Annotated in this window: 30 protein-coding genes; 15 read left to right on the top strand and 15 right to left on the bottom strand. The window is 70.1% G+C overall.

The genetic code is table 11. The features are described 5' to 3' along the window. Positions 1–67 precede the first annotated feature (67 nt). Positions 68–502, top strand: coding sequence for a DUF7522 family protein (locus IEY12_RS06110; protein ID WP_188880309.1), 435 nt, complete (start codon positions 68–70; stop codon positions 500–502). Positions 503–505: 3 nt separating this feature from the next. On the opposite strand, the gene thpR is transcribed toward IEY12_RS06110, so the two are convergent. Continuing rightward, positions 506–1,063, bottom strand: coding sequence for an RNA 2',3'-cyclic phosphodiesterase (gene thpR / locus IEY12_RS06105; RefSeq protein WP_188880308.1), 558 nt, complete (start codon positions 1,061–1,063; stop codon positions 506–508). Positions 1,064–1,117: 54 nt separating this feature from the next. Between thpR and IEY12_RS06100 the strand changes: the two genes are divergently transcribed. The 3 genes from IEY12_RS06100 (at position 1,118) to IEY12_RS06090 (ending at position 3,496) form a co-directional block, all read left to right on the top strand. Beyond that, the gene (locus tag IEY12_RS06100; protein ID WP_188880307.1) at positions 1,118–1,864 is read left to right on the top strand and encodes a tetratricopeptide repeat protein; all 747 of its coding nucleotides are present in this window, start codon (positions 1,118–1,120) and stop codon (positions 1,862–1,864) included. Next, on the top strand, positions 1,861–2,163 hold the full coding sequence (locus tag IEY12_RS06095; protein ID WP_188880306.1) for a DUF424 domain-containing protein: 303 nt from the start codon (positions 1,861–1,863) through the stop codon (positions 2,161–2,163). Before IEY12_RS06100 ends, IEY12_RS06095 begins: the two co-directional genes overlap by 4 nt. 85 nt (positions 2,164–2,248) lie before the next feature. Further along, the gene (locus IEY12_RS06090) at positions 2,249–3,496 is read left to right on the top strand and encodes an aminotransferase class V-fold PLP-dependent enzyme (RefSeq protein WP_188880305.1); all 1,248 of its coding nucleotides are present in this window, start codon (positions 2,249–2,251) and stop codon (positions 3,494–3,496) included. Between the two features lie 131 nt (positions 3,497–3,627). On the opposite strand, the gene IEY12_RS06085 is transcribed toward IEY12_RS06090, so the two are convergent. Continuing rightward, positions 3,628–4,077 carry a hypothetical protein gene (locus IEY12_RS06085; protein ID WP_188880304.1) on the bottom strand — a complete coding sequence of 150 codons (450 nt, stop codon included), beginning with the start codon at positions 4,075–4,077 and terminating at the stop codon, positions 3,628–3,630. A gap of 297 nt (positions 4,078–4,374) precedes the next feature. Between IEY12_RS06085 and IEY12_RS06080 the strand changes: the two genes are divergently transcribed. Both IEY12_RS06080 and IEY12_RS06075 read left to right on the top strand, forming a co-directional pair. Next, positions 4,375–4,800: an iron-sulfur cluster assembly scaffold protein gene (locus tag IEY12_RS06080; RefSeq protein WP_188880303.1), complete on the top strand. Its 426-nt coding sequence runs from the start codon at positions 4,375–4,377 to the stop codon at positions 4,798–4,800. Between the two features lie 132 nt (positions 4,801–4,932). After that, complete coding sequence (locus IEY12_RS06075) at positions 4,933–6,312, top strand: phosphoglucomutase/phosphomannomutase family protein (RefSeq protein ID WP_188880302.1); 1,380 nt, start codon at positions 4,933–4,935, stop codon at positions 6,310–6,312. Here the strand turns inward: IEY12_RS06075 and IEY12_RS06070 are convergent. Further along, the gene (locus tag IEY12_RS06070) at positions 6,304–6,702 is read right to left on the bottom strand and encodes a GNAT family N-acetyltransferase (RefSeq protein ID WP_229870981.1); all 399 of its coding nucleotides are present in this window, start codon (positions 6,700–6,702) and stop codon (positions 6,304–6,306) included. The genes IEY12_RS06075 and IEY12_RS06070 overlap by 9 nt on opposite strands. A gap of 1 nt (position 6,703) precedes the next feature. Then, entirely contained in the window at positions 6,704–6,901 is a 198-nt protein-coding gene (gene samp2 / locus IEY12_RS06065; RefSeq protein ID WP_123077277.1) for a ubiquitin-like small modifier protein SAMP2, read from the bottom strand. A 139-nt stretch (positions 6,902–7,040) separates the two neighbouring features. Here samp2 and IEY12_RS06060 point away from each other — a divergent pair, with 139 nt between their 5' ends. Then, positions 7,041–8,030 carry a replication factor C small subunit gene (locus IEY12_RS06060; protein WP_425433159.1) on the top strand — a complete coding sequence of 330 codons (990 nt, stop codon included), beginning with the start codon at positions 7,041–7,043 and terminating at the stop codon, positions 8,028–8,030. Positions 8,031–8,223: 193 nt separating this feature from the next. Here the strand turns inward: IEY12_RS06060 and IEY12_RS06055 are convergent, their stop codons facing one another. Together IEY12_RS06055 and IEY12_RS06050 are read right to left on the bottom strand one after the other, a co-directional pair. After that, positions 8,224–9,237, bottom strand: coding sequence for a glutathione S-transferase family protein (locus tag IEY12_RS06055; RefSeq protein ID WP_188880300.1), 1,014 nt, complete (start codon positions 9,235–9,237; stop codon positions 8,224–8,226). A 91-nt stretch (positions 9,238–9,328) separates the two neighbouring features. Further along, the gene (locus IEY12_RS06050) at positions 9,329–9,787 is read right to left on the bottom strand and encodes a hypothetical protein (RefSeq protein WP_188880299.1); all 459 of its coding nucleotides are present in this window, start codon (positions 9,785–9,787) and stop codon (positions 9,329–9,331) included. Positions 9,788–9,894: 107 nt separating this feature from the next. Here IEY12_RS06050 and alaS point away from each other — a divergent pair, with 107 nt between their 5' ends. Continuing rightward, positions 9,895–12,681 (top strand): alanine--tRNA ligase, encoded by a 2,787-nt coding sequence (gene alaS / locus IEY12_RS06045; protein WP_188880298.1) that lies wholly within the window; start codon positions 9,895–9,897, stop codon positions 12,679–12,681. A 104-nt stretch (positions 12,682–12,785) separates the two neighbouring features. Beyond that, the gene (locus tag IEY12_RS06040; protein ID WP_188880297.1) at positions 12,786–13,484 is read left to right on the top strand and encodes a type 1 glutamine amidotransferase; all 699 of its coding nucleotides are present in this window, start codon (positions 12,786–12,788) and stop codon (positions 13,482–13,484) included. On the opposite strand, the gene IEY12_RS06035 is transcribed toward IEY12_RS06040, so the two are convergent. Both IEY12_RS06035 and IEY12_RS06030 read right to left on the bottom strand, forming a co-directional pair. Further along, on the bottom strand, positions 13,485–13,886 hold the full coding sequence (locus IEY12_RS06035; protein ID WP_188880296.1) for a DCC1-like thiol-disulfide oxidoreductase family protein: 402 nt from the start codon (positions 13,884–13,886) through the stop codon (positions 13,485–13,487). Next, positions 13,883–14,350, bottom strand: coding sequence for a cupin domain-containing protein (locus IEY12_RS06030; RefSeq protein ID WP_188880295.1), 468 nt, complete (start codon positions 14,348–14,350; stop codon positions 13,883–13,885). Before IEY12_RS06030 ends, IEY12_RS06035 begins: the two co-directional genes overlap by 4 nt. Positions 14,351–14,455: 105 nt before the next feature. Here IEY12_RS06030 and IEY12_RS06025 point away from each other — a divergent pair, with 105 nt between their 5' ends. Further along, positions 14,456–14,776 carry a 4Fe-4S dicluster domain-containing protein gene (locus tag IEY12_RS06025; RefSeq protein ID WP_123074646.1) on the top strand — a complete coding sequence of 107 codons (321 nt, stop codon included), beginning with the start codon at positions 14,456–14,458 and terminating at the stop codon, positions 14,774–14,776. A gap of 615 nt (positions 14,777–15,391) precedes the next feature. Here IEY12_RS06025 and IEY12_RS06020 read toward each other — a convergent pair. Together IEY12_RS06020 and IEY12_RS06015 are read right to left on the bottom strand one after the other, a co-directional pair. Continuing rightward, entirely contained in the window at positions 15,392–15,553 is a 162-nt protein-coding gene (locus tag IEY12_RS06020) for a DUF6757 family protein (protein WP_176969833.1), read from the bottom strand. A gap of 43 nt (positions 15,554–15,596) precedes the next feature. Next, positions 15,597–16,409, bottom strand: a complete 813-nt coding sequence (locus IEY12_RS06015) for a PHP domain-containing protein (RefSeq protein ID WP_188880294.1) — start codon at positions 16,407–16,409, stop codon at positions 15,597–15,599. A gap of 102 nt (positions 16,410–16,511) precedes the next feature. Between IEY12_RS06015 and IEY12_RS06010 the strand changes: the two genes are divergently transcribed. After that, positions 16,512–16,796, top strand: a complete 285-nt coding sequence (locus IEY12_RS06010; RefSeq protein ID WP_188880293.1) for a DUF5789 family protein — start codon at positions 16,512–16,514, stop codon at positions 16,794–16,796. An 82-nt stretch (positions 16,797–16,878) separates the two neighbouring features. Further along, complete coding sequence (locus tag IEY12_RS06005) at positions 16,879–17,052, top strand: DUF5786 family protein (RefSeq protein WP_229871001.1); 174 nt, start codon at positions 16,879–16,881, stop codon at positions 17,050–17,052. Here IEY12_RS06005 and IEY12_RS06000 read toward each other — a convergent pair. The 3 genes from IEY12_RS06000 to IEY12_RS05990 are packed head-to-tail and all read right to left on the bottom strand — an operon-like array spanning position 17,049 to position 19,576. Beyond that, positions 17,049–17,786, bottom strand: coding sequence for a DUF7530 family protein (locus tag IEY12_RS06000; protein ID WP_229870973.1), 738 nt, complete (start codon positions 17,784–17,786; stop codon positions 17,049–17,051). The genes IEY12_RS06005 and IEY12_RS06000 overlap by 4 nt on opposite strands. After that, positions 17,779–18,672 (bottom strand): NmrA family NAD(P)-binding protein, encoded by an 894-nt coding sequence (locus IEY12_RS05995; protein ID WP_188880292.1) that lies wholly within the window; start codon positions 18,670–18,672, stop codon positions 17,779–17,781. Before IEY12_RS05995 ends, IEY12_RS06000 begins: the two co-directional genes overlap by 8 nt. Positions 18,673–18,697: 25 nt before the next feature. Continuing rightward, on the bottom strand, positions 18,698–19,576 hold the full coding sequence (locus tag IEY12_RS05990) for a YkgJ family cysteine cluster protein (protein WP_188880291.1): 879 nt from the start codon (positions 19,574–19,576) through the stop codon (positions 18,698–18,700). 83 nt (positions 19,577–19,659) lie between these two features. Between IEY12_RS05990 and IEY12_RS05985 the strand changes: the two genes are divergently transcribed. Both IEY12_RS05985 and IEY12_RS05980 read left to right on the top strand, forming a co-directional pair. Then, positions 19,660–19,875 (top strand): DUF7561 family protein, encoded by a 216-nt coding sequence (locus IEY12_RS05985; RefSeq protein WP_188880290.1) that lies wholly within the window; start codon positions 19,660–19,662, stop codon positions 19,873–19,875. Positions 19,876–19,925: 50 nt separating this feature from the next. Continuing rightward, the gene (locus tag IEY12_RS05980) at positions 19,926–21,737 is read left to right on the top strand and encodes an ATP-dependent DNA helicase (RefSeq protein WP_188880289.1); all 1,812 of its coding nucleotides are present in this window, start codon (positions 19,926–19,928) and stop codon (positions 21,735–21,737) included. Positions 21,738–21,962: 225 nt separating this feature from the next. Here the strand turns inward: IEY12_RS05980 and IEY12_RS05975 are convergent, their stop codons facing one another. Together IEY12_RS05975 and IEY12_RS05970 are read right to left on the bottom strand one after the other, a co-directional pair. After that, positions 21,963–23,111, bottom strand: coding sequence for a class I SAM-dependent methyltransferase (locus IEY12_RS05975; RefSeq protein ID WP_188880288.1), 1,149 nt, complete (start codon positions 23,109–23,111; stop codon positions 21,963–21,965). Continuing rightward, the gene (locus tag IEY12_RS05970; RefSeq protein ID WP_188880287.1) at positions 23,108–24,202 is read right to left on the bottom strand and encodes a 60S ribosomal export protein NMD3; all 1,095 of its coding nucleotides are present in this window, start codon (positions 24,200–24,202) and stop codon (positions 23,108–23,110) included. Before IEY12_RS05970 ends, IEY12_RS05975 begins: the two co-directional genes overlap by 4 nt. A gap of 425 nt (positions 24,203–24,627) precedes the next feature. Here IEY12_RS05970 and IEY12_RS05965 point away from each other — a divergent pair, with 425 nt between their 5' ends. Next, positions 24,628–25,884 (top strand): orc1/cdc6 family replication initiation protein, encoded by a 1,257-nt coding sequence (locus tag IEY12_RS05965; RefSeq protein ID WP_188880286.1) that lies wholly within the window; start codon positions 24,628–24,630, stop codon positions 25,882–25,884. Positions 25,885–25,938 lie beyond the last annotated feature (54 nt).

Genomic DNA, 25,938 nt, shown 5'->3' with positions numbered 1-25,938 from the left:
ATGAGGCGGTCTGCGCTCGCCGGCCGCCCCCAATTCAATTAAGGGCCTGTGCGCGAACACGCCACGTATGGCCAACGAAGACGCGGAACTGGGGCACGACATGCTCTCGGACGAAGCCCGCGAACGCCTGCGTATCATCGCCCGAACGGCGGTGGGCGATAGCCTCCGCTCGGTGACGTACTTCACGCGCACCGACTTCGAGCAGGTCTACCTCCGCTCGGACCTCGAGCGCGACGCCGACCTCTCCTCGTTCATCGGCGCGGAGTGGCAGTCCTTCCAGCTCACTCAGGATACCTACGGCGCGAGCGAGCTCGGCGACTACCAGTACACGATCCGCGCGTTCGAGAACGGCTACCTCCTCCGCGTCACGACCGACCGGGAGGGCGTCTTCATCACGACGGACGGCCTGACGATGACGGACGTCGAATCGTGCGCGTCCGCCCTCGAGGAGACGCTGGAGAACTGGCGCGAGGGCAACCTCGGCGAACCCGAGGACGAGTAACCATCAGCGGAGCGGGACGCGTTCGCGCGTCTCGTACTCGGGGCCGTCGTGGGTGAGCGTGCTCTCCGTCAGGCGGACTTCGCCGACGCGCATCGCTCCGACGTCGGGCGTGCGCTCCCGAACGACCTCTCGGACGCGTCCTTTTCCGCCGGCGTGTCTCAACCGACCGAGCGTGACGTGGGGCGTGAACTCGTGGTCGTCGGGCTCGACGCCGAGCGCGGCGTACTCGCGTTCGAACGCGTCGTGGAGCGCCGTGAGGTGGTCGGCGCCCGCGCCGACGCCGAGCCACACGACCGAGATGTACTCCATGCTCGGGAAGACGCCGAGCCCCTCGAAGGAGGCCTCGAACGGCCCGACGCCGGCGGCCTCGACGCCGCGTTCGAGCGCGGCGACGGCGTCCTCGTACTCCTCGTCGGTGAGATCGCCGAGGAACTTCAGCGTCACGTGCGCGTTCGCGGGGTCGACGGGGTCGAGGCCGTCCGCGTCCGCGAACGCCGACTGGAGGTCGCGGACCGGGTCGACGAGCGACTCGGGGAGGTCGACGCTGACGAACAGCCGCATACTCCGAGAACGGACGGCGTAGCCCTTAACCACGCGGGCCACATATCCGTGGGCATGACTGACCGCGAGCCCCGCGAGGGCGACGGCCACCAGTTCTCCGAGGGGCAGGGCTTCGAGGAGCCCTACGAGGGCTTCGACATCGACCCGCCCGAGCTCGAGGTGGATCCGACGGATGTCGACCCCGTGGACGACCACGTGCTCGTCGACCTGCTCGACGACGCGAACATCGCCGGCGACGAGGTGGACTCCGACGCGCTCATCGACGTCGGCCTGAGCTACATGGGCATCAAGCGCTACGAGGAGGCCGTCGACGCCTTCGAGCGCGCCGCCCGCTACGCCGCCAACGACACCGACGAGCAGGAGGCGCGGGTGAACCAGGGCGTCGCCCACGCGGAACTCGAGGAGTGGGACGCGGCGGCGAGCGCCCACGAGGAAGCCCTCTTCCTCGATGAGGACGGCCCGTTCGCCGCCGAGGCGGAGACGAACCTCGCGTACGCCCTCTGGGAGTTCGGCGAGACCGAGGACGCCTACCACCACGCCGAGGAGGCCGTCCGCAAGGACAAGCGCCTCCCGCACGGCTGGTACAACCTCGGATTCATGGAGAACGAGCAGGGCCGCCACGAGCCGGCGCTCGACGCGCTGAACAACGCGATCCGCCTCGGCTTCAAGCAGGCGGACGTCTTCGAGGAGAAGGCGCGCGCGCTCGACGAACTCGGCCGCGAGGAGGAGGCGACGGACGTCGTCGAGCACGCCGAGGAGATCCGGAGCCAGCAGGAGGAGCGCCTCGTCGATCAGGGATGAGCGTCCGCCTCACCGAGCGCCGCACCGACCGTGGCGTGCTCGTCGCCGCCGCGGACTCGGACATCGTCGGCGACACCTACGACAACGGCACGGTCTCGATCACCGTCGAAGCCGACTTCTACGGCGACGCCGAGGCGGAGACGGACCCCGACGCCCTCGTCGAGAGCCTCGGTCGGGCGACGGTCGCGAACCTCGTCGGCGACACGGCGGTCGCGGCGGCAATTGAGGCGGGCTACGTCGAGGAGGCGAACGTCCTCGACCTTGGGGGCGTCCCGCACGCCCAGTACATGCGTCTCTGACGCCGGGCCGGGCCGTCCGCGACGACGGCAACGAGCCGCCCGTTCCGAAGCTACCAAACGTGCCGACCCCCTACTCCAGCACAATATGGGGACGCAGGAACAGAGCCCGCTCGACGTCGAGGCGCTCCGAGCGGACTTCCCGATTCTGGAGCGCGAGGTCGCGGAGGGGACGCCGCTCGTCTACTTCGACAACGCCGCGACGACGCAGACGCCCAAACGCGTCGTCGACTCGATCACGGAGTACTACTACGAGTACAACTCGAACGTCCACCGGGGCATCCACCAGCTGAGTCAGGAGGCCTCTATCGCCTACGAGGAGGCCCACGACCGCATCGCGGCGTTCGTCGGCGCCTCCGGCGGGCGCGAGGAACTCGTCTTCACGAAGAACACGACGGAGTCGTTCAACCTCGTGGCGTACGCGTGGGGGCTGAACGAGCTCGGCGAGGGCGACACGGTCGTCCTCACGCAGATGGAGCACCACGCCTCGCTCGTCACGTGGCAGCAGATCGCGAAGAAGACGGGCGCGACCGTCGAGTACATCCCCATCACCGAGGACGGGACGCTCGACATGGACGCGGCGGGCGACCTCATCGACGAGGACACGGCGATGGTCTCCGTCGTGCACGCCTCGAACGTCCTCGGCACCGTCAACCCCGTCTCCGAACTCGCCGACATGGCCCACGAGCAGGACGCGCTGATCTTCGTCGACGGCGCGCAGGCCGTCCCGAACCGCCCGGTCGACGTCGAGGCCATCGACGCGGACTTCTACGCCTTCAGCGGGCACAAGATGGCGGGCCCGACGGGCATCGGCGCGCTCTACGGGAAGAACCACCTCCTCGAGTCGATGGATCCCTACCTCTACGGCGGGGAGATGATCAAGAAGGTCACCTACGACGACGCGACGTGGAACGACCTCCCGTGGAAGTTCGAGGCGGGCACGCCCAGCATCTCGGAGGGCATCGCGTTCGCGGAGGCCGCCGACTACGTTGAGGAGGTCGGCCTCGAGAACATCCGCGCCCACGAGGAGTACGTCACCGAGTACGCCTACGAGGAGCTCTCGGCGCTCGACGGCGTCGAAATCTACGGCCCGCCGGCTGATCGGCGCGGCGGCCTCGTCGCGTTCAACGTCGAGGGCATCCACGCGCACGACCTCTCCAGCATCCTGAACGACTACGGCGTCGCGGTTCGGGCCGGTGACCACTGTACCCAACCCCTCCACGACACGCTGGGCGTCCCCGCGAGCATCCGCGCGTCCTTCTACCTCTACAACACCCGCGCGGAGGTCGACACCCTCATCGAGGGCGTCGAGGGCGCCATCGACATCTTCGACTGACGACCGTTTGTCGTAAGCGAGACGCTCCGCGTCTCGCGGGATGACGAGAGAGCTTCGCTCTCTCGAACCACTGCGGGCGCTTCGCGCCCTGGCAAAAGCTCGATCAAAAGCCGTCGTCGCATCCCGCCTCGTCATTCGCCGCCGTCCCGCGCCGCGTCCCCGGGCCGGTAGCGCTCGCCGACGACTTCCTCGACGAGCAGGAGGAGGCTGTAGCCGACGGTGGCGCCGACGCCGACGGCGACGAAGGTAGCCCTCTCGGAGACGCCGAGGGCGTGGGCGACCTGAATGGTGAGGAGCGCGCCGACGAGGTTGCAGAACGTCGCGAAGAGGTGGACCATCTCGACGGGGGAGCGGACGTCGCGGCTGTCGCGCTCGACGCCGACGAGCAGGCCGCCGAAACTGTACCACGTGAGCGCGGCGAACCCGAGGAGCGAGCCCCCGACGTAGCCGACGACGTCGAGGTGGCTCGGGACGCCGTATTCGGCGATGAGGAACGCGCCCGCGCCCCAGATGGTGAGCGTGTAGCCGTACGCCCACGACTCGTCGAGGAGCGTCCGCGCGAGGCGGTCCCGGTGGCTCATGGTTCGCCGTGGGACGGGAGGGCGGTAAAACACGGCGGTCGACGAGACGCCGAACGAAGCGAGGGGGCTCGAATAGAGCGAGCGGGGAGCGGCGGCGACCCGCGAGTCGACGCGGTTCCGAGCGACGCGAGGAACCGCGGACAGCGCGAACGGTGGAGCCGTGAGCAGACGAGGCGCCGGGTGGACGCGCCTCCGACCGCGTGGTGCCCTCGCGAGTAGCGCGACCGACCGACGAGGACGGCCGGGAACGCCGGCGACGGAACGCTTTTCCGCGATACGTCCGTACACGTAGCCATCATGAGCATGGGTTCGGACATGTACCGACAGCAGATCCTCGACCACTACCGCAACCCCCGAAACCACGGGGAACTCGAGGACCCGACGTTCAGCCACGAGGGGTTCAACCCCTCCTGCGGGGACGAAATCGAGTTCGACGTCGAACTCGCCGATGACGGCGAGACGGTCGAGCGCGTGGCGTTCCACGGTGACGGCTGCGCGATCAGTCAGGCGTCCGCGAGCCTCCTCTCGCAGGAGCTGCCGGGGATGACGCTCGACGAGATCGACGACCTCGACCGCCAGGACGTCCTCGACCTCCTCGGCGTCGACGTGACGCCGATGCGCGTCAAGTGCGCGGTGCTCGCGGAGAAGGTCGTTCAGGACGGCGCGGACATCTATCGGGGCGAGCGGGCCCAAGAGTCGACCTCGACCGAGGACGACGAGTAACACCGCGTCCGAACCCGCTTCTCCGAGTCGGCTGCGGCCGTCGCGGCCCCGACATCCTTTCTTCCGATGCGTTCGTGACGAGAAGTCGGCCTGACCGCAGTCGTTTTGCCGCCGGCGTCGGGAGGTGGGGGTATGGACGACGTAATCGCGTTCGGCACCGACGGCTGGCGCGCGACGCTCGACGTGTTCACGACGCCGCGAGTGCGTGCGGTGGCGCAAGCGACGGCCGACTACCTCGCGACGGTCGACCACGGGGGCGACCCGGTCGCGGTCGGCTACGACGCCCGCGCGACCTCGCGGGAGTTCGCGGAGGAGATCGCGGACGTCCTCGCGGCGAACGGCCACGACGTCCTCCTGCCCGAGCGCGACCTCCCGACGCCGCTCGTCGCCTACGGCATCGTCGAGCGCGACCTCGCCGGCGCGCTCGTCGTCACGGCGTCGCACAACCCCCCGGAGTACAACGGCGTGAAGTTCATCCCCGACGACGGCGCGCCCGCCCTCCCGCACGTCACCGAAGCCATCGAGGCGAACCTCCGGCCGCCCGAGGCCGACCCCGACGTCGAGCGCGGCGAGATACGCGAGGTCGACTTCCGGACGCCCCACGCCGAGCACGCGATGGACCTCGTGGGCGCCGACCTCGACGGTCTCGACGTCGTCTACGACGCGATGCACGGGAGCGGGCGCGACGTCACCGACCGCCTCCTCGAAGCCGCGGGCGCGAGCGTCGAGCGCCACCGCTGCGAGCGCGACCCCGACTTCGGCGGCACCCCGCCCGAGCCCGACCGGGCGAACCTGCAGGCGCTCGCGCTCGCCGTCCAAGAGCACGACGCCGACCTCGGTATCGCGAACGACGGTGACTCCGACCGGATCGCCGTCGTCACGCCCGAGCGCGGCTTCCTCGACGAGAACCTCTTCTTCGCCGCGACCTACGACTACCTCCTCGAAGATGACTCCGGGCCGGCGGTCCGCACGGTCTCCACGAGCTTCCTCGTCGACCGCGTCGCCGCCGCGCACGGCGAGGAGGCCTACGAGACTGCGGTCGGCTTCAAGTGGGTCGCCGAGGAGATGGGGAAGCGCGACGCCCTGATGGCGGGCGAGGAGTCCGGGGGCTTCAGCGTTCGCGGGCACATCCGCGAGAAGGACGGCGTCCTGATGGCGCTCCTCGCCGCCGCCGCGGCCGCCGAGGAGTCCTACGACCACCGCGTCGACCGCCTCCTCGAGGAGCACGGCGACGTCCGCCAGTCGAAGATCTCGGTGGACTGCCCGGACGACCGGAAAGCCGCCGTCGTCGCCGAACTCGCCGACTCGCTGCCCGAGGAAGTCGCCGGCGTCGACGTCGAGCGCGTGAACGACGCGGACGGCTTCAAGGTCCTCCTCGCGGACGGCTCGTGGCTCCTCGTCCGCCCGAGCGGGACGGAGCCGAAGATGCGTGTCTACGCGGAAGCGTCGAGCGAGGCGCGCGTCGAGGCCCTCCTCGATGCGGGTCGCGACCTCGTCGAACCCCTAGTGTAGGCAGCCGCGATAGCGGCCGTCGTCCGCCTCAACGACGTCGAACCCCAGCGCCTCGTAGAACGGGCGCACGGCCGCGTCGAAGTCGGCCGTGAGCGGGCGCCACCGCTCGGCGGCGGCCTCCACGAGCGCCGTGCCGATGCCCTGATTTCGCCTCTTCCGCCGGACTGCGACGCCCTCGATGTGTGCGCCGGACTCGGTTTCGCGCGCCTCCATGACGCCGAGGACGCGCGTACTGCGCTCGCCGGTGACGGCGACCAGCACGCTCCCGGCGTCGATGTGGTCCGCGAGCGCCTCGGCGTCCGTTTCCAGCATCGCCGCGTCGAGCACCGAGAGGACGTCGACGCGCTCGCTCGCTCTCGCCGGCCGGACGGCGACGGTGGTACTCGACACGCTACCCGCCCTGCACGAGTCGGAGGACGGTCACGTGGTCGGTCTCGACCGGCTGGTCCTCCGGGACGGGCCGGCCGTCGACCATCACGGACACCTCGTGCGGGCTCAGGTCCACGCGCTCGAGCAGGTCGGCGTAGGACGCCGATTCGACGTCGAACTCGTGGACGCCCTCGCCGACGACTTCGACGGTGACGCGCATACCCGAGACGTGGGTGGCCGACCGTATCAGCGTGTCGTCGGCGCGGCATCGCCCACTCCCGCCGTCGCGCTCGCTCGCTTCCCCCGCTGGCTCGCGGCACCGACCACTGGGAGGCGCCGCGTTCCGTCTCGCGGTGTTTATGGGCCGCGGCCGTCTGTCCCCCACTATGGCAGACGCGGGGCGACAGGAGATCTGGGTTGAGAAGTACCGGCCGGACTCGCTCGACGACATCGTCGGCCACGAGAACGTCGTCTCGCGCCTCGAGAGCTACGTCGCCGAGGACGACCTCCCGAACCTCCTCTTCGCCGGCCCGGCAGGGACGGGGAAGACGACGGCGGCGACCGCGATCGCGAAGGAGCTCTACGGCGACGACTGGGAGGAGAACTTCCTCGAGCTGAACGCCTCCGACGAGCGCGGGATCGACGTCGTGCGCGACCGAATCAAGAACTTCGCGCGGACGTCCTTCGGCGGCTACGACTACCGCGTCATCTTCCTCGACGAGGCGGACGCGCTCACGAGCGACGCCCAGTCCGCACTCCGCCGGACGATGGAGCAGTTCTCGAACAACGTCCGCTTCATCCTCTCCTGTAACTACTCCTCGCAGATCATCGACCCCATCCAGTCGCGGTGTGCGGTCTTCCGCTTCGCCGGCATCGGTGACGACGCCGTCGCGGGGCGCGTGCGCGAGGTCGCCGAGGCCGAGGGCGTCGACTACACCGAGGCCGGCGTCGACGCGCTCGTCTACGCGGCTGACGGCGACATGCGCCGCGCCATCAACGCTCTGCAGGCCGCCGCCGCGACCGGCGAGGCGGTGACCGAGGAGACGGTGTACGCGATCACGAGCACCGCGCGGCCGGAGGAGATCGAGACGATGGTGACGGAGGCCATCGACGGTGAGTTCGTCGCGGCGCGCGCGACGCTCGACGACCTCCTCACGGAGCGCGGCCTCGCGGGCGGCGACATAATCGACCAACTCCACCGCTCGGTCTGGGAGTTCGACCTCGCGGAACAGCAGGCGGTTCGGCTCATGGACCGCATCGGCGAGGCCGACTACCGGATCGCCGAGGGGGCGAACGAGCAGGTGCAACTCGAAGCGCTCCTCGCGTCGGTGGCGCTCGAAGCCGAATAACGCGGAGCCGAGCACAGTCGGGGACCGCGGGAATACCGAGCGGAGCGAGACGCGAGAAATAGCGCGGCCCCGAAGGAGCCGCGAACGACCGACGGGGAGCCATGCGGGACCGGAGGCCCCGCGTGTCCGTACGGGCGCCTTGGGGGTCGCCCGTACGACGATAGCGACCCGTGAGGAACGCGCCGAGGAGGCGCTACGCGAGGTCGGTGGGCGGGCCGCCCGGCAGGTCGTCGCGGCCGTGGGGCGCGAAGAAGTCCGGGTCGGGGCCGACCGGGACGAGGTTCGAGGGGTTGACGTCCGGGTGGCTCCGGTAGTAGTGGTTCTTCACGTGGTCCATGTGGAGCGTCGGCTCGACGCCGGGGAGCTGGCAGAGCTCGCGGAGGTAGCCCCAGAGGTGCTCGTAGTCGGCGATCCGCTTCTCGTTGCACTTGAAGTGCGTGTGGTAGACCTCGTCGAAGCGATAGAGCGTGGTGAACATCGCGACGTCCGCGAGCGTGAGGCGGTCGCCCGCCGCGTAGCGCTGGTCGGCGAGCGTCTCGTCCCACTGATCGAGCGCGTCGAAGAGGTCGGCGACGGCGTCGTCGTAGGCCTCCTGTGACTCCGCGAAGCCCGCCCGGTAGACGCCGTTGTTGATGACGGGATAGATGTCGTCGATGACGTCGTCGACGTCTTCGCGATAGCCCTCGGGGTAGAGGTCGACGTCGTTCGTCGCGTACTCCCCGAACGCCGTGTCGAGCATCCGCATGATCTCCTCGGACTCGTTGTTCACGATGGTCTCCTCCTCTTTGTCCCAGAGGACGGGCACCGTGACGCGGCCCGTGTAGTCCTCGTCCGCCTCGGCGTAGACCTCCCGGAGGAAGTCGTATCCGTACTGGCTTTCGGTAGTGCAGCCGGGCTTCTCGGGGGCGAACTCCCAGCCCTCGTTCTTCCGGACGGGGTCGACGACGTCCACGGAGACGACGTCCTCGAGGCCGTTCAACGCGCGCGTGAGGAGCGTGCGGTGCGCCCACGGGCAGGCGTAGGAGACGTAGAGGTGATAGCGGCCCGCCTCGGGTTCGGGGCCGTCCTCGACGACGTCGTCGGGACCGCGTCGCGTCCCCGCGATCCAGTCCCGGAAGGACGTCGTGTCCCGCTCGAACTCCCCCGTCTCGTCGCTCTGTATCTGCTCGACGTCGTAGCGCCACTCCCCGTCGATCATTCTCGCCATACGCGTGTCGAGGCGCGCGCGGAGGAAAAGAGCGGGGGCCTCGGCGGGGCCGACCGGTGGGCGGGTCCGCGCGGACGGGCGCGAGCGCGCCTCACGCCCCGACGGTGCGCTCGGCGACGACGCGCGTCAGCGGGCCGTCGCCGCGCTCGGGCGGACAGTAGGCCGGCGCGACCTCGTAGCCCGTCCACACCACCGTCACCGTCTCGCCCGCCGCCACCCCGTCCACCCGCGTTTCGGCGCCCATCCGCAGGGGGAGCGCCGCCTGTCCCGACCCGTTCGCCGCCGCCCACAGCACCGTTCGCTCGCCCCCGCTCCCGGTCGCGCCGACGGTGACGGCGAGGGAGACGGTCGACGTTCCGGTGAGCGTCGCCGACCCCTCGTAGGTGACGACGGCGGCGCTCCCGTCGTGCGCGACGCCCGCGTCCATCCGCGGCACCTCGAACGTCGCGGCGTTCGTGCAGGGGTTCAGCGGCCCGAAGGCGAGCGCGAACGACGCGAGCATCACGAGCGCGCCGAACGCGACGCCCGCGAGGAGGCGCCTGCGGTCCATACGCCCGGCTACGCGGGGCGGCCCGATAAAGCCGGGCGCGGCGACGAGCGTCGCGAGAAGGGCGGAGTGCGGAAACGTTTTGCCGTTCGGTCGGCCAGAAAGAGGCAATGAGCGACCTCGAAGCGGAGTACCGCCTCGACTATTTCGAGGAGGAGGGCTTCCGGCGTGGGGAGTGTACGGAGTGCGGTGCGCACTTCTGGACGCGGGACCCGGAGCGGGAGACGTGCGGCGAGCCGCCGTGTGAGGACTACGGCTTCATCGACGACCCCGGCTTCGACGAGGAGTACTCGCTGGTGGAGATGCGCGAGCGCTTCCTCTCCTTCTTCGAGGCGCACGACCACGAGCGCATCGACCCCTATCCGGTCGCGGCGAACCGCTGGCGCGACGACGTCCTGCTGACGCAGGCCTCCATCTACGACTTCCAGCCGCTCGTCACCTCCGGCGAGACGCCGCCGCCCGCCAACCCCCTCACCATCAGCCAGCCCTGCATCCGCATGCAGGACATCGACAACGTCGGGAAGACCGGGCGGCACACGATGGCGTTCGAGATGATGGCGCACCACGCCTTCAACACGCGCGAGGACGCCGAGCGCGAGTACGCCTACGAGGGCGAGGTCTACTGGAAGGACGAGACGGTCGCCTACTGCGACGAGTTCTTCGCCGACATGGGCGCGGACCCCGAGGACATCACCTACATCGAGGACCCGTGGGTGGGTGGCGGGAACGCCGGGCCGGCCTTCGAGGTGCTCTACAAGGGCGCGGAGCTCGCGACGCTCGTCTTCATGTCGATGGAGCAGGACCCCGACGGGGAGTACGAGATGAAGGACGGGAACACGTACTCGCCGATGGACACGTACATCGTCGACACGGGCTACGGCCTCGAGCGCTGGACGTGGGTCTCGCAGGGGACGCCCACGGTCTACGAGGCGGTGTACCCGGACGCCATCGCCTATCTGAAGGACGCGGCGGGCATCGACCACACCGAGGCGGAGGAGGAACTCATCCACCGCGCGGCGAAGCTCGCGGGCCACCTCGACATCGACGAGGTGGAGGACATGGACGCGGCCCGCGACAACATCGCGGACAAGCTCGACGTGGAGACCGAGCGCCTCCACGAGCTGATGCGGCCCTTGGAGAACATCTACGCCATCGCCGACCACGTCCGCACCCTCGCCTACATGTTCGGCGACGGCATCGTCCCGTCGAACGTCGGGACGGGCTACCTCGCGCGGATGGTGCTCCGGCGGACGGCGCGCCTCATCGACGACATCGACGCGGACGTCGACCTCGAGGACCTCGTGGACCGGCAGGCCGAGCGCCTCGGCTACGAGAACCGCGAGACCATCCGCGACATCGTGCGCTCGGAGTCCGCGAAGTACGAGCGCACGCTCGAGCGCGGCGGCCGGCGCGTCCGCCAGCTCGCCGAGGAGTACGCGGAGAAAGGCGAGCCCATCCCGACGAGCGAGCTCGTGGAGTTTTACGACAGCCACGGCATCCAGCCCGACATGGTTCGGGAGATCGCCGAAGACGTGGGCGCGACGGTGGACGAGCCGGACGACTTCTACTCGCTCGTCGCCTCGCGCCACGACTCCGGGGCGGCGTTCGAGGAGTCCGAGGAGACCGACGAGCGCCTCTCGGAGCTCCCGGACACGGAGGAGCTCTACTACGACGACCAGTACCGCGCGGAGTTCGAGGCGGTCGTCCTCGATGTCTTCGAGCGCGAGAGCGAGGACGGCGACCCCGAGTACGATGTCGTGCTCGACCAGACGATGTTCTACCCGGAGGGCGGCGGGCAGCCCGCCGACCACGGGACGCTCTCGACGGACGACAAGACGGTGCAGGTCTCGGACGTCCAGATGCGCGACGGCGTCGTCCTCCACCGGACGGACGAGGACCCGGGGAAGGGCGAGTTCGTGCGCGGCCAGATCGACATGTCGCGTCGCCAGCGCCTCATGCAGCATCACACGGCGACCCACCTCATCGGGCACGCGGCGCGCGAGGTGCTCGGCCCGCACGTCCGGCAGGCGGGCGCACAGAAGGGCACGGACTCCTCGCGCATCGACGTCCGGCACTACGACCGCATCTCGCGCGACGAGGTGAAGGCCATCGAACGCGTCGCGAACGAGATCGTGACCGACAACACCGCCGTCGAGCAGGAGTGGCCTCATCGCCACGAGGCGGAGGCCGAGCACGGCTTCGACCTCTATCAGGGCGGCATCCCGCCGGGCGAGAACATCCGGCTCATCCACGTCGCGGAGGACGTCCAGGCGTGTGCGGGGACGCACGTGACGCGCACGGGCGACATCGGGACGATCAAGATCCTGAACACCGAGCGCATCCAGGACGGCGTCGAGCGAATCACGTTCGCGGCCGGCGTCGCGGCGCTCGAGCACGTCCAGCGCCAGGAGGACTACCTCGACGCGACCGCCGACACCTTCGACGTCTCCCCCCAGGAGGTACCGGACACCGCAGAGCGCTTCTTCACGGAGTGGAAGGAGCGCGGCAAGCGCATCGAGGAGCTGAAGGAGCAGCTCGCGGCGGCGCGCGCGTCGGGCGGCGCGGCCGGCGAGGAGGTCGAGGTCGGCGAGTGGTCGGCGACGATCCAGCGCCTCGACGCGGACATGGACGAGTTGCGCGCGACCGCGAACGCGCTCGTCGAGGACGACAGGATCGCGGTCGTCGGCAGTGGTGCGGACGGCGCGCAGTTCGTCGTCGGCGTCCCCGACGGCGCGCCCGTGAACGCCGGGCGGGTCGTGAGCGAGCTCGCCGGGATGGTCGGCGGCGGCGGCGGCGGCCCCGCCGACTTCGCGCAGGGCGGCGGACCCGACGCCGACGCGGTCGATGACGCGCTGGCGGCGGCGCCGGACGTCCTCCGCGACGTCGCGGAGGAGTAGGCGACGCGACGCGGCGGGTTCGTCTCTCGGGGCCGCGTTCGCGAGTGCGGCAAACGCCGCCGGTCGGCGACAACCATTTTCCGATGCACCTGGTTCTAGGTTCCATGGAGCGCCTCCGCATCGCGTTGCTGAACGCCGCCCACGACCCCGCCGACACCGCGCGGAACTTCCGCCGCGAGGTGGACGGGGACCTCGTCGAGTTCCACGTCGCCGGCGGGGAACTCCCCGAGGGCTACGACTTCGACGCGGTCGTCGTCACGGGGTCGCGGGCGTCGGTCTACTGGGACGAGGAGGAGTGGATCGCGCCGACCCGTGAGTGGGTCGCGAGCGCGCACGAGCGCGGCCTCCCGATCCTCGGCGTCTGTTTCGGCCACCAGCTCGTCGCGGCCGCGCTCGGCGGCACCGTCGAGGGGATGGACGAGTACGAGATCGGCTACCGCGAGGTGACGCACGACGGCTCCGACCGGCTCTTCGACGGCGTCGACTCCGAGTTCACGGTGTTCACGACGCACTCGGACGCCGTCACGGAGCTCCCACCGAACGCGGAGCTGCTCGCGGAGAACGACTACGGCATCCACGCCTTCCGGCGCGGGAACGCCTACGGCGTCCAGTTCCACCCCGAGTACGACACGGAGACGGCCGAGCGCGTCACCGTCCGGAAGGACGACCTCGCCGAGGAGCGCAAGGCGGCCGTCCTCGACGGTATCACGGCGGAGAACTACGACGCGGCCTGCGAGGCCAAGCGGCTCTTCGATAACTTCTGTGCGTTCGCGGCGGCGCGGACGCCGCGCGCGGCGGACTGACTACTCGCGCGCCGGCGGCGTCGCGCTGACGATCTTCCCCCACCAGTCGCGGTGGTCGGCTCCCCACCGGTAGAGGCCCTCGCGGACCTCGCGATAGAGCTCGAACTCGCGGAGCTCGGAGACGACGCCGCCGAGTTCGGGGACCATGCGGACGAGCGCCTGCTCGACGGCTTCGCCCGCCGAGTACACCGCGTCGTCCGTGAGGAGGTGTGCGGAGGTCTCGTAGTCGGCGGGGAGGCGCGCGCGCTGGTCGGGCGTGAGCTCGGAGAAGCCCACGGCCTCGAACTCGCCGACTTCGAGCGCGCGCTCGGCGCACCACGTGCAGAAGCCACAGTCGTCGTCGTAGACGAGGCGCGGCGTGTACTCGTCGCGCGCGCCGCGTTCGTCGCTCGCGTCGGTCATTCGTAGCGCCCCGTGATTTCGCCGCAGTCCTCGCAGCGGACGAGTATCTCGTCGGCGGCGTCGGCGAGCTCGACGCCGTGACGCGTCTCGCCGCCGCAGGCCTCGCACTCGCGCCGGAGGACGGTCCCGCCGGGGTCCTGTGGCGCGCCCATCGCGAGGACGACGGCGGTGTCGTCGCCGGTGTTCTCGGAGCGCTGGAACTCGCCGGGCCCGAAGCGGACGAGTTCGTGCTCGCCGACGGTGACCTCCCCGTCGGGAATGCGGAACGTGAGCTCGCCGGATTCGACGTAGAAGACCTCCTCTTGGTCCTCGTGGGCGTGATAGCCGTACGACGTCGATTCGCCGGGTTCGAGCTCGTAGTAGTTGAGCGCGAGTTCGCTCGCGCCGAGCGCGTCCGTCAGCGCGTAGACGGTCGAGGCCGGTCCCATCCGGGAGTCCTGCTCTGCGAGCGAGACGGTGTGCATACTCGGCCTTGGGTCGGCGCGCCTTCAAAGCTGCCGGCCTCGGCGTCCGCGCACGACGGCGCGGCGCTCGTCGCCTTTAACCGGCCGGCACTCCCACTCTCGGGTATGGCTATCGACCCGAACTTCGACGAGAACCGGGAGGTCGTGGACCAGCACGAGGGCCACGACGTCTGGGGACCCGTGGACGAACCCGAGAAACGGGGGGTTCACGGGACGCACGTCGCCGTCGACTTCGACATCTGCGACGCGGACGGCGCGTGCATCGAGGACTGCCCCGTGGACGTCTTCGAGTGGGTGGACACTCCGGGGCATCCGACGAGCGAGAAGAAGGCCGACCCGGCGAACGAGACGCAGTGCATCGACTGCATGCTCTGCGTCGACGTCTGTCCCGTGGACGCGATCGACGTGGACAGCACACGGGCGTGAGCGTCAGCGAACGCCCGAAACGGGCGAACGGCGTAGCCGTGAGCACACGTGCCTGAGCGTCAGCGAAGGCACGTTTAGACGAGCGAGAGGGAAACGACACGCGAGCACACGGGCGTAAGCGCCAGCGAAGGCACGTTTAGACGAGCGAGAGGGAAACGACACGCGAGCACACGGGCGTAAGCGCCAGCGAACGCCGGGAACGGGCGAACCGGGAGGGACGTCCCGTGAGTATGCGTGCCTGACCGGCGGCACGCGTAGAGCGAACGGCGTCTGCGGCGTCGAGAACTGGTTGCCGCGTCGCTCTCGGGTTCGATGTTGGTTCCCGAGGACACCGGGAACCCCTGCTCGTATCTACTGCTTGTGACGAGAACCACTTAAAGGGCGGTTCGGGCTGACGGCGGCGCCGCTCTCCGGTGTTATGACGGTCGCCCGAAGAAACACGGGCGTCCCCCGCTCGTATCTACTGCTTGTAACGAGAACCACTTAAAGAACGACCGGTCACGGCAGGCGCCGCGCTCGTCGGTGAGTCGCGGCGAGATTCGCGTGGCGGGCGCGGACGAACGGCCGTCGCTCGCGGCGGCCGTCGTCGAGTGGAGGGCAGATGGCGGGGGATGTTCAGGCGCGGTCGATGTCGAGCTGCTCGCGGAGCCGGGAGAGCGCCTCCGAGTCGGCGAGCTCGTCCAGGCGCTCCTGGAAGTGCTCCTCGCACAGGCCGACGCGCACGCCGGACTTGTCGACGGAGACGTCAGCGCTCCGGTCGCAGTAGTGGCAGCGCATACACACACGTACGGGACGACTCCACCTTAACTTGGCGGCCCCCTCAGTCCCCGATTCGTCGCCGAAGACGGCGGTATTCGCCTCGGTCGACGCCATCGGTCCCGAGTTCGCGTCCGTGTGCGTCGCTCCCGCCGAGCGCGAGCAGGTCGTGCTCCGCGACGGTGCGCCGGACGCGAGCGGGGCCGTTCGCGTGCGCGTCGGCTTCGCGTCCGACGGGCCGGTCGTAGGGGTAGTGGGCTTCGACGGCGTCCAGCGTCTCGCAGAGCGCGAGCGCGGCGTCCGGGTCCGCGTAGCGTAGCGGGTGCGCGAGGCCGACGGCGCCGCACGCCTCGCGCAGGAGGGCGCGCCCGCGCTCGAACCCGGTGACGTCGCGGGCGACGTAGCAGGGGCCGTCGTGGCCGATGAGGTCGTCGAAGACCGCGCTCACCGTTCCGTAGTCGGTGTCGGGGTGTTCGACGACGGCGCGCGCGACGTGCGGGCGACCGAACCCCTCGTGGACGTCGACACCGAGGTCGATTCCCAACTTCGCTTCGACGCGCTCGACGATGCGCCGGCCGCGTTCGACGCGGTCGTCCTGCAGTCGCTCCACCTCCGCACGGAGCGCGTCCGTCTCCCGCACGCCGTAGCCGAGGAGGTCGACCCGCTGGGTGGGGGCGGCGACGCGCAACTCGATGCCGCGAACGACCTCGACGCCTCCGCGCTCCGTGAGCGGTGCGTCGAGCCCGGGGTGTATCGTGTCGTGGTCGGTGACGGCGACGGCCTCGACGCCGGCATTGCGCGCGGCCTCGGGGAGCGTCTCTAGCGTCAGCTCGCCGTCGGAGGCGGTCGTGTGGACGTGGAGGTCGGCGTAGGGCACACGTCAGCTCGGGGCGTCCGGGACAAAGAGCGTGTGCCCCGACCCGTGCCAACACGACTCCCACCAAATTCATAATGGTCGTTCACTATAGATTGGGCTGTAATGACGCTCCGAACGGCGACCGACCTGCTCGAAGACGCGCACTATCCGGCGACCACGGCGGAACTCCGCGAGGCGTACGGGAGCGTGCGGATCGAGCACCCGGCGGGGGAGGAGTCGCTGGACGAGGTTCTCGCACGGACGGGCGAGGAGGAGTTCGCGGACGCGACGGAGGCGGTGCACGCGGTCATCGGCGCGGTCGGACAGGACGCGGTCGGGCGCGTCGGCTACTCGGACCGCGACCCGACGCCGATGGGCGTCGACGGCCACGAACCCGTCTCCTTCTGAAGCCACCCCGGCGGCCGATTAACGTTCGTGAATATCCGTTACGTTAAAGATAGTGTGTTGACTACCCATGGGTAGACCTACCATGTCAATCGGCTCCTACGACGAGGACGAGCACGAACGCCGCGAGCGGAAGAACGCCGACGTCGACCTGAGCGACGACGACGACCGGACCCACTACCACGGGACCGTCACGTACGACTCGGGCGACTCCGCCGAGGCCCTGCTCGACCAGTTCAAGAAGATGAACCGCGATTAGCTCCTCATTCTCGCCGCCCCGACGACGACGAGTACCGCGACGACGTGCCCGACTACCGCGAACGTCAGCAACGGCGTCGCGTCGAGGAACGGCACGAGGACGAGTTGGAGCGTGCCGAACGCCGCGACCCGGTAGTCCGCCGCGCGCACGACGCCGCGCGTCTCCTCGTCCAACTCGAACGCGAGCGAGCGCCAGAACGCCGTCACCGCCGCCCACCAGCCGACGCCGATGCGGTAGCAGACGTCCCAGCAGACGAGGAGCGCGAGGAACACCGCCGGCGCCGGGAGCGGCGTCCCGAGGAGTTCGCCGAGAAGCGTCGGCGTCGCCCGGGGGTCGCCCGCGAGCAGGTACGTGCAGAGCGTGACGTACGCGACCACGCCCAGCACCGTCTCCACGCTCGACCCGAAGACGACGTGCGTGTACGTCTCCGGCAGTGAGGCGCGCCGGAGGCGCCGCCCGAGGTCGAGCATGAGTGCGCTCCCGGCCGTCGCGACCACCACCGCCGCCGTCGCCGCCGGTACCGCCCCCCAGAGCCCGTAGATGGCCGCGAGCGCGAGCACCAGTCCCTCGAAGAGGGCGAACTGGACGACGAGCGCGACGCTGTCCGGGACGTCGAGACCGGGAATCGCGCCGACGATGCTCTCGTACGTCCACGCCCGGCCGTACTCGACGCGCTGCTCGTCGTCGCGCTCGTCCCCCCCGTCGCGCGAGCGCCCGCGAGCGCCCTCAGGCATCGTCCTCGGCGGCGAGTGCCGCTCGAACCGCGTCGTCGAACGGCGTCAACTCGACCGTGACGTGCTCGCGGATCGCGTCGTCGTCCGCCACGACCGGGTTCTTCAGGCCGTGGACGAGCGGGTGGACGACCGAGCGCGGGGCGTCCGTCACGAGGTCGATCCAGTACGTCGAGAGCGTCGGCGACAACACCGGCACCGGAACCACGTGGAGGCGCCGCCCCATCAGCGCGGCGGTGCGCTCCATCATCTCCTGATAGGTGAGCACCTCGGGGCCGCCGATCTCGTAGACCTCCCCGGCGGTCTCGGGCGCGTCGAGCACGCCCGCGAGGTAGGTAACGACGTCCGCGACCGCGATCGGCTGACAGGGCGTCCGCACCCACTTCGGCGTCACCATCACGGGGAGGCGCGCGGCGAGCTGTCGGACGACCTCGAAGCCGGTTGAGCCCGCGCCGACGACGATCGCGGCCCGGAGGACCGTGAGCTCGTAGCCGCCGTCGCGCAGCACCGACTCGACCTCCCGCCGCGAGCGCAGGTGCTCGCTCAACTCGTCGTCCTCGCCGCCGAGCCCGCTGAGGTAGATCACGCGCGAGACGCCCGCGCCCGCCGCCGCGTCCGCGAAGTGGTGTGCGGCCATCCTGTCGCGCTCCGCGAACGCCTCGCCCGCCTGCATCGAGTGCACGAGGTAGTAGGCGGCATCGACGTCAGCGAAGACGCCGGCGAGGCTCGCGGGTTCGAGGAGGTCGCCTTCGACGACCTCCACGCCCGCCGGTGGGTCGTAGCGACTCGACTCGCGGACGAGCGCGCGGACGTCGTGGCCGGCGGCCACGAGCGCGGGGACGAGGTGGTGACCGATGAAGCCCGACGCACCGGTGACGAGAACGCGCATATCGCACCTCTCGGCTCTCGGTCCCTTAAGCGTCCCACCCGGGCGTCGACGGCGCGCCGCGGGCCTCCTCGACGGACGCACCGAGGCCGGGGTCGGCGTCCGTCCCGTCGCCGAGCGTGCCCGCCCGCTCGACCCACTCCTCGATGGCGTCGCCGACCCACGACGCCGCCTCACGGGCGCGCACCGTGTCCGTCTCCCGGCGCTCCGGGGCGACCTGCGTCGTGCCGGGCGCGCTCGCGGCGGCGGCGCCGACGAACCGCGCCCTGTCGGCCTGCGTCAGCGTCCCGTCGACGACGCGCGCGACGACGCCCGAGAGCTCGTCGGGGTCCGGGTAGCAGAAGACCTTCTCGCCGAGCGCCTGCGGGCCGAGGAGGACGCCCGCCTCGTCGGGCACGGCGTCGTCGACGAGGCGCTCGCCCGCGCCGCCGAACGCCGCCTCGACGCGCTCGCACTCCGTCTCCGCATCCAGCGCGAGGTTGTGCCCGGGGTAGTCCCCGCACTCCGCGGGGTAGTGCTCGGCGTCGTGGATGCGACACTGGAGCGTCTCGGGGTCGAGGAACGCACAGGAGCGCAGCCACGTCGGCTCCGTCCCGAACGGCGCGACGGGCTTCGGGGGCTTGCGGATGCCGACGAAGAAGACGGGGTTCCCGCGTATCGCCGCGAGCTCGTGGCCGTCGATTTCGACCGAGTCGTCGCCCTCGGCCGCCGTCCAGAGGCGCGGCGTCAGCGCGTCCGCGAGGCCGGCGTCGACGAACGCGCGGACGTCCTCCCGGGTGAGCGGCACGAGGTTGTACGTGTCGTCGAGCGGCGGGCGCGGCCCGCGACGCTCGTGGTCGTCCGGCGACTCGCTCAGCGGGCGCCAGTCGAGACAGCAGCCCGCACACCCCTCGCAGTTCACCTCCATGACGTGCTAGTTCGTCGCACGATACGAAAAAGGATGCGGGAGGGGCCCGACACACCGAAGGCGCTCGCCGCCCGAGGGGACGCATGAGTACACGACGCTGTGACGCCTGCGGGGCGCGCGTCGAGGTGCCGGGCGGCGTCGGGGACTTCTGGGACTTCGGTGACCTCGAGAAGGCGGGCCCCGGCGGGTTGACGCTCGAACTCGAGGACGGCAGCGAGTTCTTCCTCTGCTTCGACTGCATCGAGCGCCTCCCCGAGAACCCGTCGCCCGCGGACGTCGCGGCAATCTCGGACGAGTGAATCGGGGAGAGCGTGGTGGTTAAGGAGCGCGCGGGCCTCACCCATAGGCAGTGAACCCGGCGCGCATCCACGACGAGTTCCCGGCGCCGACCTATCGCGGCGCCCAGGAGCAGGCGCTCTCGGACGTCCGCGCGGCGTTCGAATCCGGGAACGACGTCGTCCTCGTGCGCGCGCCGACGGGCTCCGGGAAGTCGCTTATCGCGCGCGCCATCATGGGGTGTGCGCGCGAGATGGGCGACGCCGACCCCACGGAGGCCACGGGCGCCTACTACACGACGCCGCAGGTCTCCCAACTCGACGACGTCGCCGCCGACGACCTGCTCGACGACCTGAAGGTGATTCGCGGGAAGAACAACTACACCTGCATCCTCCCGGACGAGGAGCGGACACCGGTGGACCGCGCGCCCTGCGCGCGCGAACGCGGCTACGACTGCGCGGTCAAACACCGCTGTCCGTACTTCTCGGCGCGCGCCGTCGCGTCCGCGCGCTCGCACGCCGCGATGACGCTCGCGTACTTCATGCGCACCGCCGGCTCCGAGGTGTTCCGCACGCGCGACGTCTGCGTCATCGACGAGGCCCACGGCCTCGCGGAGTGGGCGGAGATGTACGCGACGGTCGAACTCGGCCCGCGAACGGTGCCGATCTGGGACGACCTCCGGGTGCCGGCCATCGACGAGGGCCGCGGCGCGGACGACCCCGCCGAGCGCGCCGCGCAGTTCGCGGACACGCTCGTCACCCGCTGCGAGGACCGCAAGGACGAACTCCTCGAAGCGGACGAACTCGACGCCGAGGAAGCCGCCGAGCGCGACAGCCTGCAAGAACTCATCAGCGAGGTGTCGTGGTTCGTCGAGGACTACCGCGACCCCGACTCGGCGACGACGTGGGTGGTCGACCAGGACGAGGAGAAGCGCATCACCGCGAAGCCGATGAACCCCGAGCGGTATCTCCGCCACACCGTCTGGGACCGCGCGAACAGGTTCGCGCTCCTCTCCGCCACCATCCTCGACAAGGAGGCGTTCTGCCGCTCCGTCGGCTTGGACCCCGCGAACGTCGCGCTCGTCGACGTCGAACACACCTTTCCCGTGGAGAACCGCCCGCTCTACGACGTGACGTGCGGGAAGATGACCTACGAGGAGCGCGACACCACGCTCCCGAAGGTCGCGCGCGCCGTCGCGCGCGTCATGGCCGCCCACCCCGAGGAGAAGGGCATCGTCCACTGCCACTCCTACGGCATTCAGGAGCGCTTGCAGGAGGAACTCGCCGCGCTCGGCGTCGCCGACCGCGTTCGCGCGCACGGGAGCGACACCCGCGACGCCGACCTCGACGCGTGGAAGGCGTCCGCGGAACCCGAGGCCTTCCTCTCCGTGAAGATGGAGGAGGCCCTCGACCTGAAGGGCGACCTCGCGCGCTGGCAGGTCGTCTGCAAGGCTCCGTTCCTCAACACCGGGGACTCGCGGGTCGCACGGCGCCTCGCCGACGACCAGTGGGCGTGGTACTACCGGAGCGCGCTCCGCACCGTCATTCAGGCGGCGGGCCGCGTCGTGCGCTCGCCCGACGACCACGGCGCGACCTACATCGCCGACGACTCCGTCCTCGACGTCTTCGAGCGCGCACGCCACGACATGCCGCCGTGGTTCCGCGAACAGGTCGACAGAATGAGCGTCCCCGACCTCCCCGAGCTCGACGCCGACGCCGCCACCGCGAACGTCTCGGCGGGCGTGCCGACGACGCCGACGCGCTCCAGCGGCTCCGAGGGGGCGCGCGAGGCCGAGCGTCACGCTCCCGATAGCCGCGACGCCGAGCGGACGGAGTCACGCGAGGAGCGTCGGAGCCCGATGGCGGACGTCTGGGACGTCGACTAAACCATCGAGACGACGTACGCGACGCTCGAGGTGAGCATCAGCACGGCCAAGAAGAGCGCGATGACGCTTTGGCGATCCATACGTCTCCCACGTCCCCGACGACCCTAAACGCTCGCCTTCAGCGCACTACGTCCGCCCGCTACAGCACGGCCCACGCGACGCTCGCACCGATCACGAGCAGCGCGAGCAGGATCGCGAGCCGGACGTGGCGCTCGCCTTCGCCCATCACCCCACCTCGACGTCGAGGACGCCGTGGACGACGCCCTCGCTGTGGGACTTCACAGCGCGCGACGCCGCGATCTCGACCGCGACGCCGCACTCCTCGGCGACCGCCTCCACGCGCCCGACCGCGCGCTCCGGGAACGCCGGTTCGTGACAGGTCGTGTGGACGTGGACGGTCCCCGCACCGTCGAGCGCGTCGAACGCCGCCGCGAGGTAGGAGGGGTCGAGGTCGGTGTCGTCGTCGCTCCCGCTCGCCCGTTCCGCGACTCCCTCGCGTCGTTCGGTCGTCGCGCCGTTCGCGGTTTCACCGCTCACCGTTCCGCGGTCGGTCGCCTCGCTCCCGCCCGCGACGTGCCCCCCGAGGCTGTCGTAGTAGCCCATCACGACGCGCTCGAAGGGCTCGGTGGCGTCGTACTCGCGGCAGTCCCCGAGCACGCACTCCACGTTCGCGGCGACGCCGTTCAACTGGGCGTTCTCCGCGAGGTAGCGGAACGCCGCCGGGTTCTTCTCGACGGCGACGACGTCGGCGCCCGCGCGCGCCATCGGGAGCGCGAAGTAGCCGATACCGGCGAACATGTCGAGGACGCGCTCGCCCTCGCTCACCACCTCGCCCATCCGGACGCGCTCGGCCTGATTCCCCGGCGCGAACATCACCTCCGCGAGGTCGAGGGCGTACCGCGTGCCGTGCTCGGTGTGGACCGTCTCCGTGTCGCCGCTCCCCGCGACGACCTCGACGGCGGGTTCGCGCGTCTCGCCCGCGACGCCGCCGCGCGCGAGCACCGTGTCGGCCTCCCCGTGCAACTCGAGGAGGGCGTCGCCGACGGCCGCCCGGTCCGGGCACTCCGGGGGGAACGACACCAGAATCACGTCGCCGACGACCGCCCACGAGGCGGGCGCGCGCTCGATCTCCTCGGCGCCCCATCCGCGTTCGCGGAGGTAGTCGTCGAGGCTCGCCGTCCGCACCGCTGGGTCTTCCTGGGTCAGGATGGCGTCGAACGTCGTCGCGCGCGGTTCGGCGAGCACCGGGAGCTCGACCCGGTCGTCGTCGTGTGCCCTGACCCGTCGGGAGTCGTCGTAGACGCCCTCCGCTTCGAGCGTCTCGAGTTTCGCCTCGGCTTGCGCCTTCGGCACGACGACGGCGAGGCGGTTCACGACGGGAGGACGTGGAGGCCCGCGCGCGACTTCAGCACGGGCACCGTCTCGCGCCCGGTGTCGAGGTAGGACGGACGCGCCACGGTCACGGACTCGTACGTCTCGGGGTCGAGCACCTGCACGGCGTTCTCGTCCTCGACGGCGACGAGCGTCGTCTCCGCCGCGTCCTCGACGCGCCCGAGCTTGCGGGCGTCCGGGGCGTCCCCGACCTCGTAGCCCGCCTCGTAGGGCTCGCCCGTCGTCACGCGCACGCCCTTCAGGTTCCCCTGCACGGAGCGCACGAGCACCGGCCCCGCGTCGTCGTCCTCGAGGTCGATGACGTCGCCGGGGACGAACTCCGGGAGGCGGATGGCGAACGTCACCCGATACACCTCGTTCCCGTCCTCGTCCTCCGTCACGAGCGTCTCCGAGGAGTCGTAGGCGCCGCCGAACTCCTCCGTGAGCTTCCGGGAGACGTTCTTCCCGATCTTCGTGTCGGAGAGCTTCAGGTCGAGGCCCTCCGGCTTCTCCGAGACGTCCGTCACGAAGGCGTTCCGGTCCCCGGTGGCCTCCATCTCCTCCGTGATGACCTCCGCGATCTCGCGGGCGCGCTCGGTCTCCTCCGACGTGGGCGTCCGGTCGCCGACGGCGCGCACCTGCACGACGCTCGCGTAGTAGTCGCCCGCGATGCGCCCGCAGCGCTGGCAGGTCTGCTTCCCGATCTTCACCGGCACCGTGAACTCCTCGACGAGCGGTTCGCCCCGCACCACGCCGGAGAACTGGCAGTGCATCCGGATCGTCGTCGGGTCCACCTGCTCGGGGTCGACGCCCCACGAGACGTCCTCGGCGTCGACGTGCACGCCGAGCGCCTCCGAGACGGATTCGACGGCGATGTCCGTGTAGTCGCGCGCACCGACGTCCTCCCAGCGGTCGTCGCGCTGGATCGCACCGCAGTGCGCGCAGACCGTCACCTCCACCCGGTCGGGGTGGTCGACCAACTCGAAGTCCTCGAAGTAGCAGTCGTTGCAGAGCGCCCGCTCGCGGCGGGTGTGACCCGTCGCCCCCTCCGGGGCGGGATCCCCGCAACGGGGGCAGAAAGCGGCTTCGCTCATAGTTGACCCCACTAGGCCGCGACAACGGTTAAACCCGGTCCTTCGGCGGGTGACGCGCCATCGCGCGCCCGCTCGCGGCCGCCCCTCGGCGGCGTGTGCCGGCCACCGCGACCGTTGCTCCTCGGAATCCACCCATCGTCGTGCTCGCGGCGAACCGGACACGACGTCGCGCGCTCCACTCCCACACACACCACCGATGCCAGTAACGCCGATGCGACAAGAGGCTGTCCGCGCGTTCGCCGGGCCTCCTTTCCGTGTCAGCGCCGTATCGCGCCGCCGTGAATCCCTCGGTGGCCATCGTCGCCTCCGACCGCGCTGGGATGGCGCCGCGTTACTGGCACGGGTGGTGTGTGTTCTGGCACCATTGGCAATACTGGCAATATTGGCAAGGGTGGTTTTATATGTGTGGGCGTGGTCCTCCCGGTATGGCGCGGTTCGACCTCGACAACCTCGTCTTCGCGAACAAGGATGTCCTCCGCGAAGACTGGCAGCCGGACAACCTCGCGGAGCGCGACGCCGAGATGGACACGTGCGCGAGCGCGCTCCGGCCGCTCCTCCGAGGAAACCAGCCGGACAACCTCTTCCTCTACGGGCTCACCGGCGTCGGGAAGACCGCCGCGACCCACGCCCTCATCACCGAACTCCTCGACGCCGCCGCCGACGTCGAGCGACACCTCGAAGTCGTCGAACTCAACTGCACCGGCATCACGTCGAGCTATCAGGTCGCCGTCAACCTCGTCAACGAGATGCGGACCGGCGACGCCCACTCCCACGCGCTCACCACCGTCTCGCTCGAGAAGGACCCCCTCCCCGAGACCGGCCACCCACAGAAACGCGTCTTCCGCGAGCTCCTGAAGGACTTCGAGAGCGCGGGCGGCGACGTCATCGTCGTCCTCGACGAGATCGACACCATCGGGAGCGACGACGACATCCTCTACGAACTCCCGCGCGCCCGCAAGACCTACGACATCGACGTCAACCTCGGCCTCATCGGGATCAGTAACGACTTCAAGTTCAGGGAGAACCTCTCCCCGAAGGTCAAGGACTCCCTCTGCGAGAAGGAGGTCCACTTCCAGCCCTACGACGCCGAGCAACTCGTCCGCATCCTCGAGAAGCGCGCCGACCGCGCGCTCGCCGAGGGTGTCCTCGCCGAGGGCGTCGTCCCGCTCTGCGCCGCGATGGCCGCCCAGGACAGCGGGAGCGCGCGCCAGGCGCTCAGGCTCCTCCGTATCGCCGGTGACTTCGCCGAGAACGGACCGTCGGACGGCGACCCCCGAATCACCGAGGAACACGTTCGACGCGCCGAGGAGGAGATCCAGCGCCAGCAGGTCGTCGAGGGGATGGAGGAACTCACCCGCCACGGCAAACTCGTCCTCCTCACGGTCGCACACCTCGAAGCCGAGGGCGAGACGCCCGAACGGACGAAGGTCATCCACCAGCGCTACCGGCAGGTGAGCAAGCGCGAGGGCTCCGACCCGCTCAAACGCCGCGCGATGCACGACCACCTCACCGACCTCACCCTCCAGGGCGTCCTGACGAAGATCGACGACACGAGCGGTCGCGGCAACTACAATCAGTACGAACTCGACGTCGAACTCGACTCCGCCATCGACGCACTCGAGGTGGAGTTCGACGACCTCACCGCCGTTCGCGAGACGGCGCACCGGAACCACGTTCTCTGAACAGCCGTCCGTCGGGTCTCCGTACGCGCCCCCGGACCCCTACGTGCGTTACTG

It is taken from the genome of Halarchaeum grantii, from assembly GCF_014647455.2.
GTDB lineage: Archaea > Halobacteriota > Halobacteria > Halobacteriales > Halobacteriaceae > Halarchaeum > Halarchaeum grantii.
The sequence above is the reverse complement of the archived record's forward strand: the minus strand, read 5'-3'. Positions and strand labels throughout refer to the sequence as shown.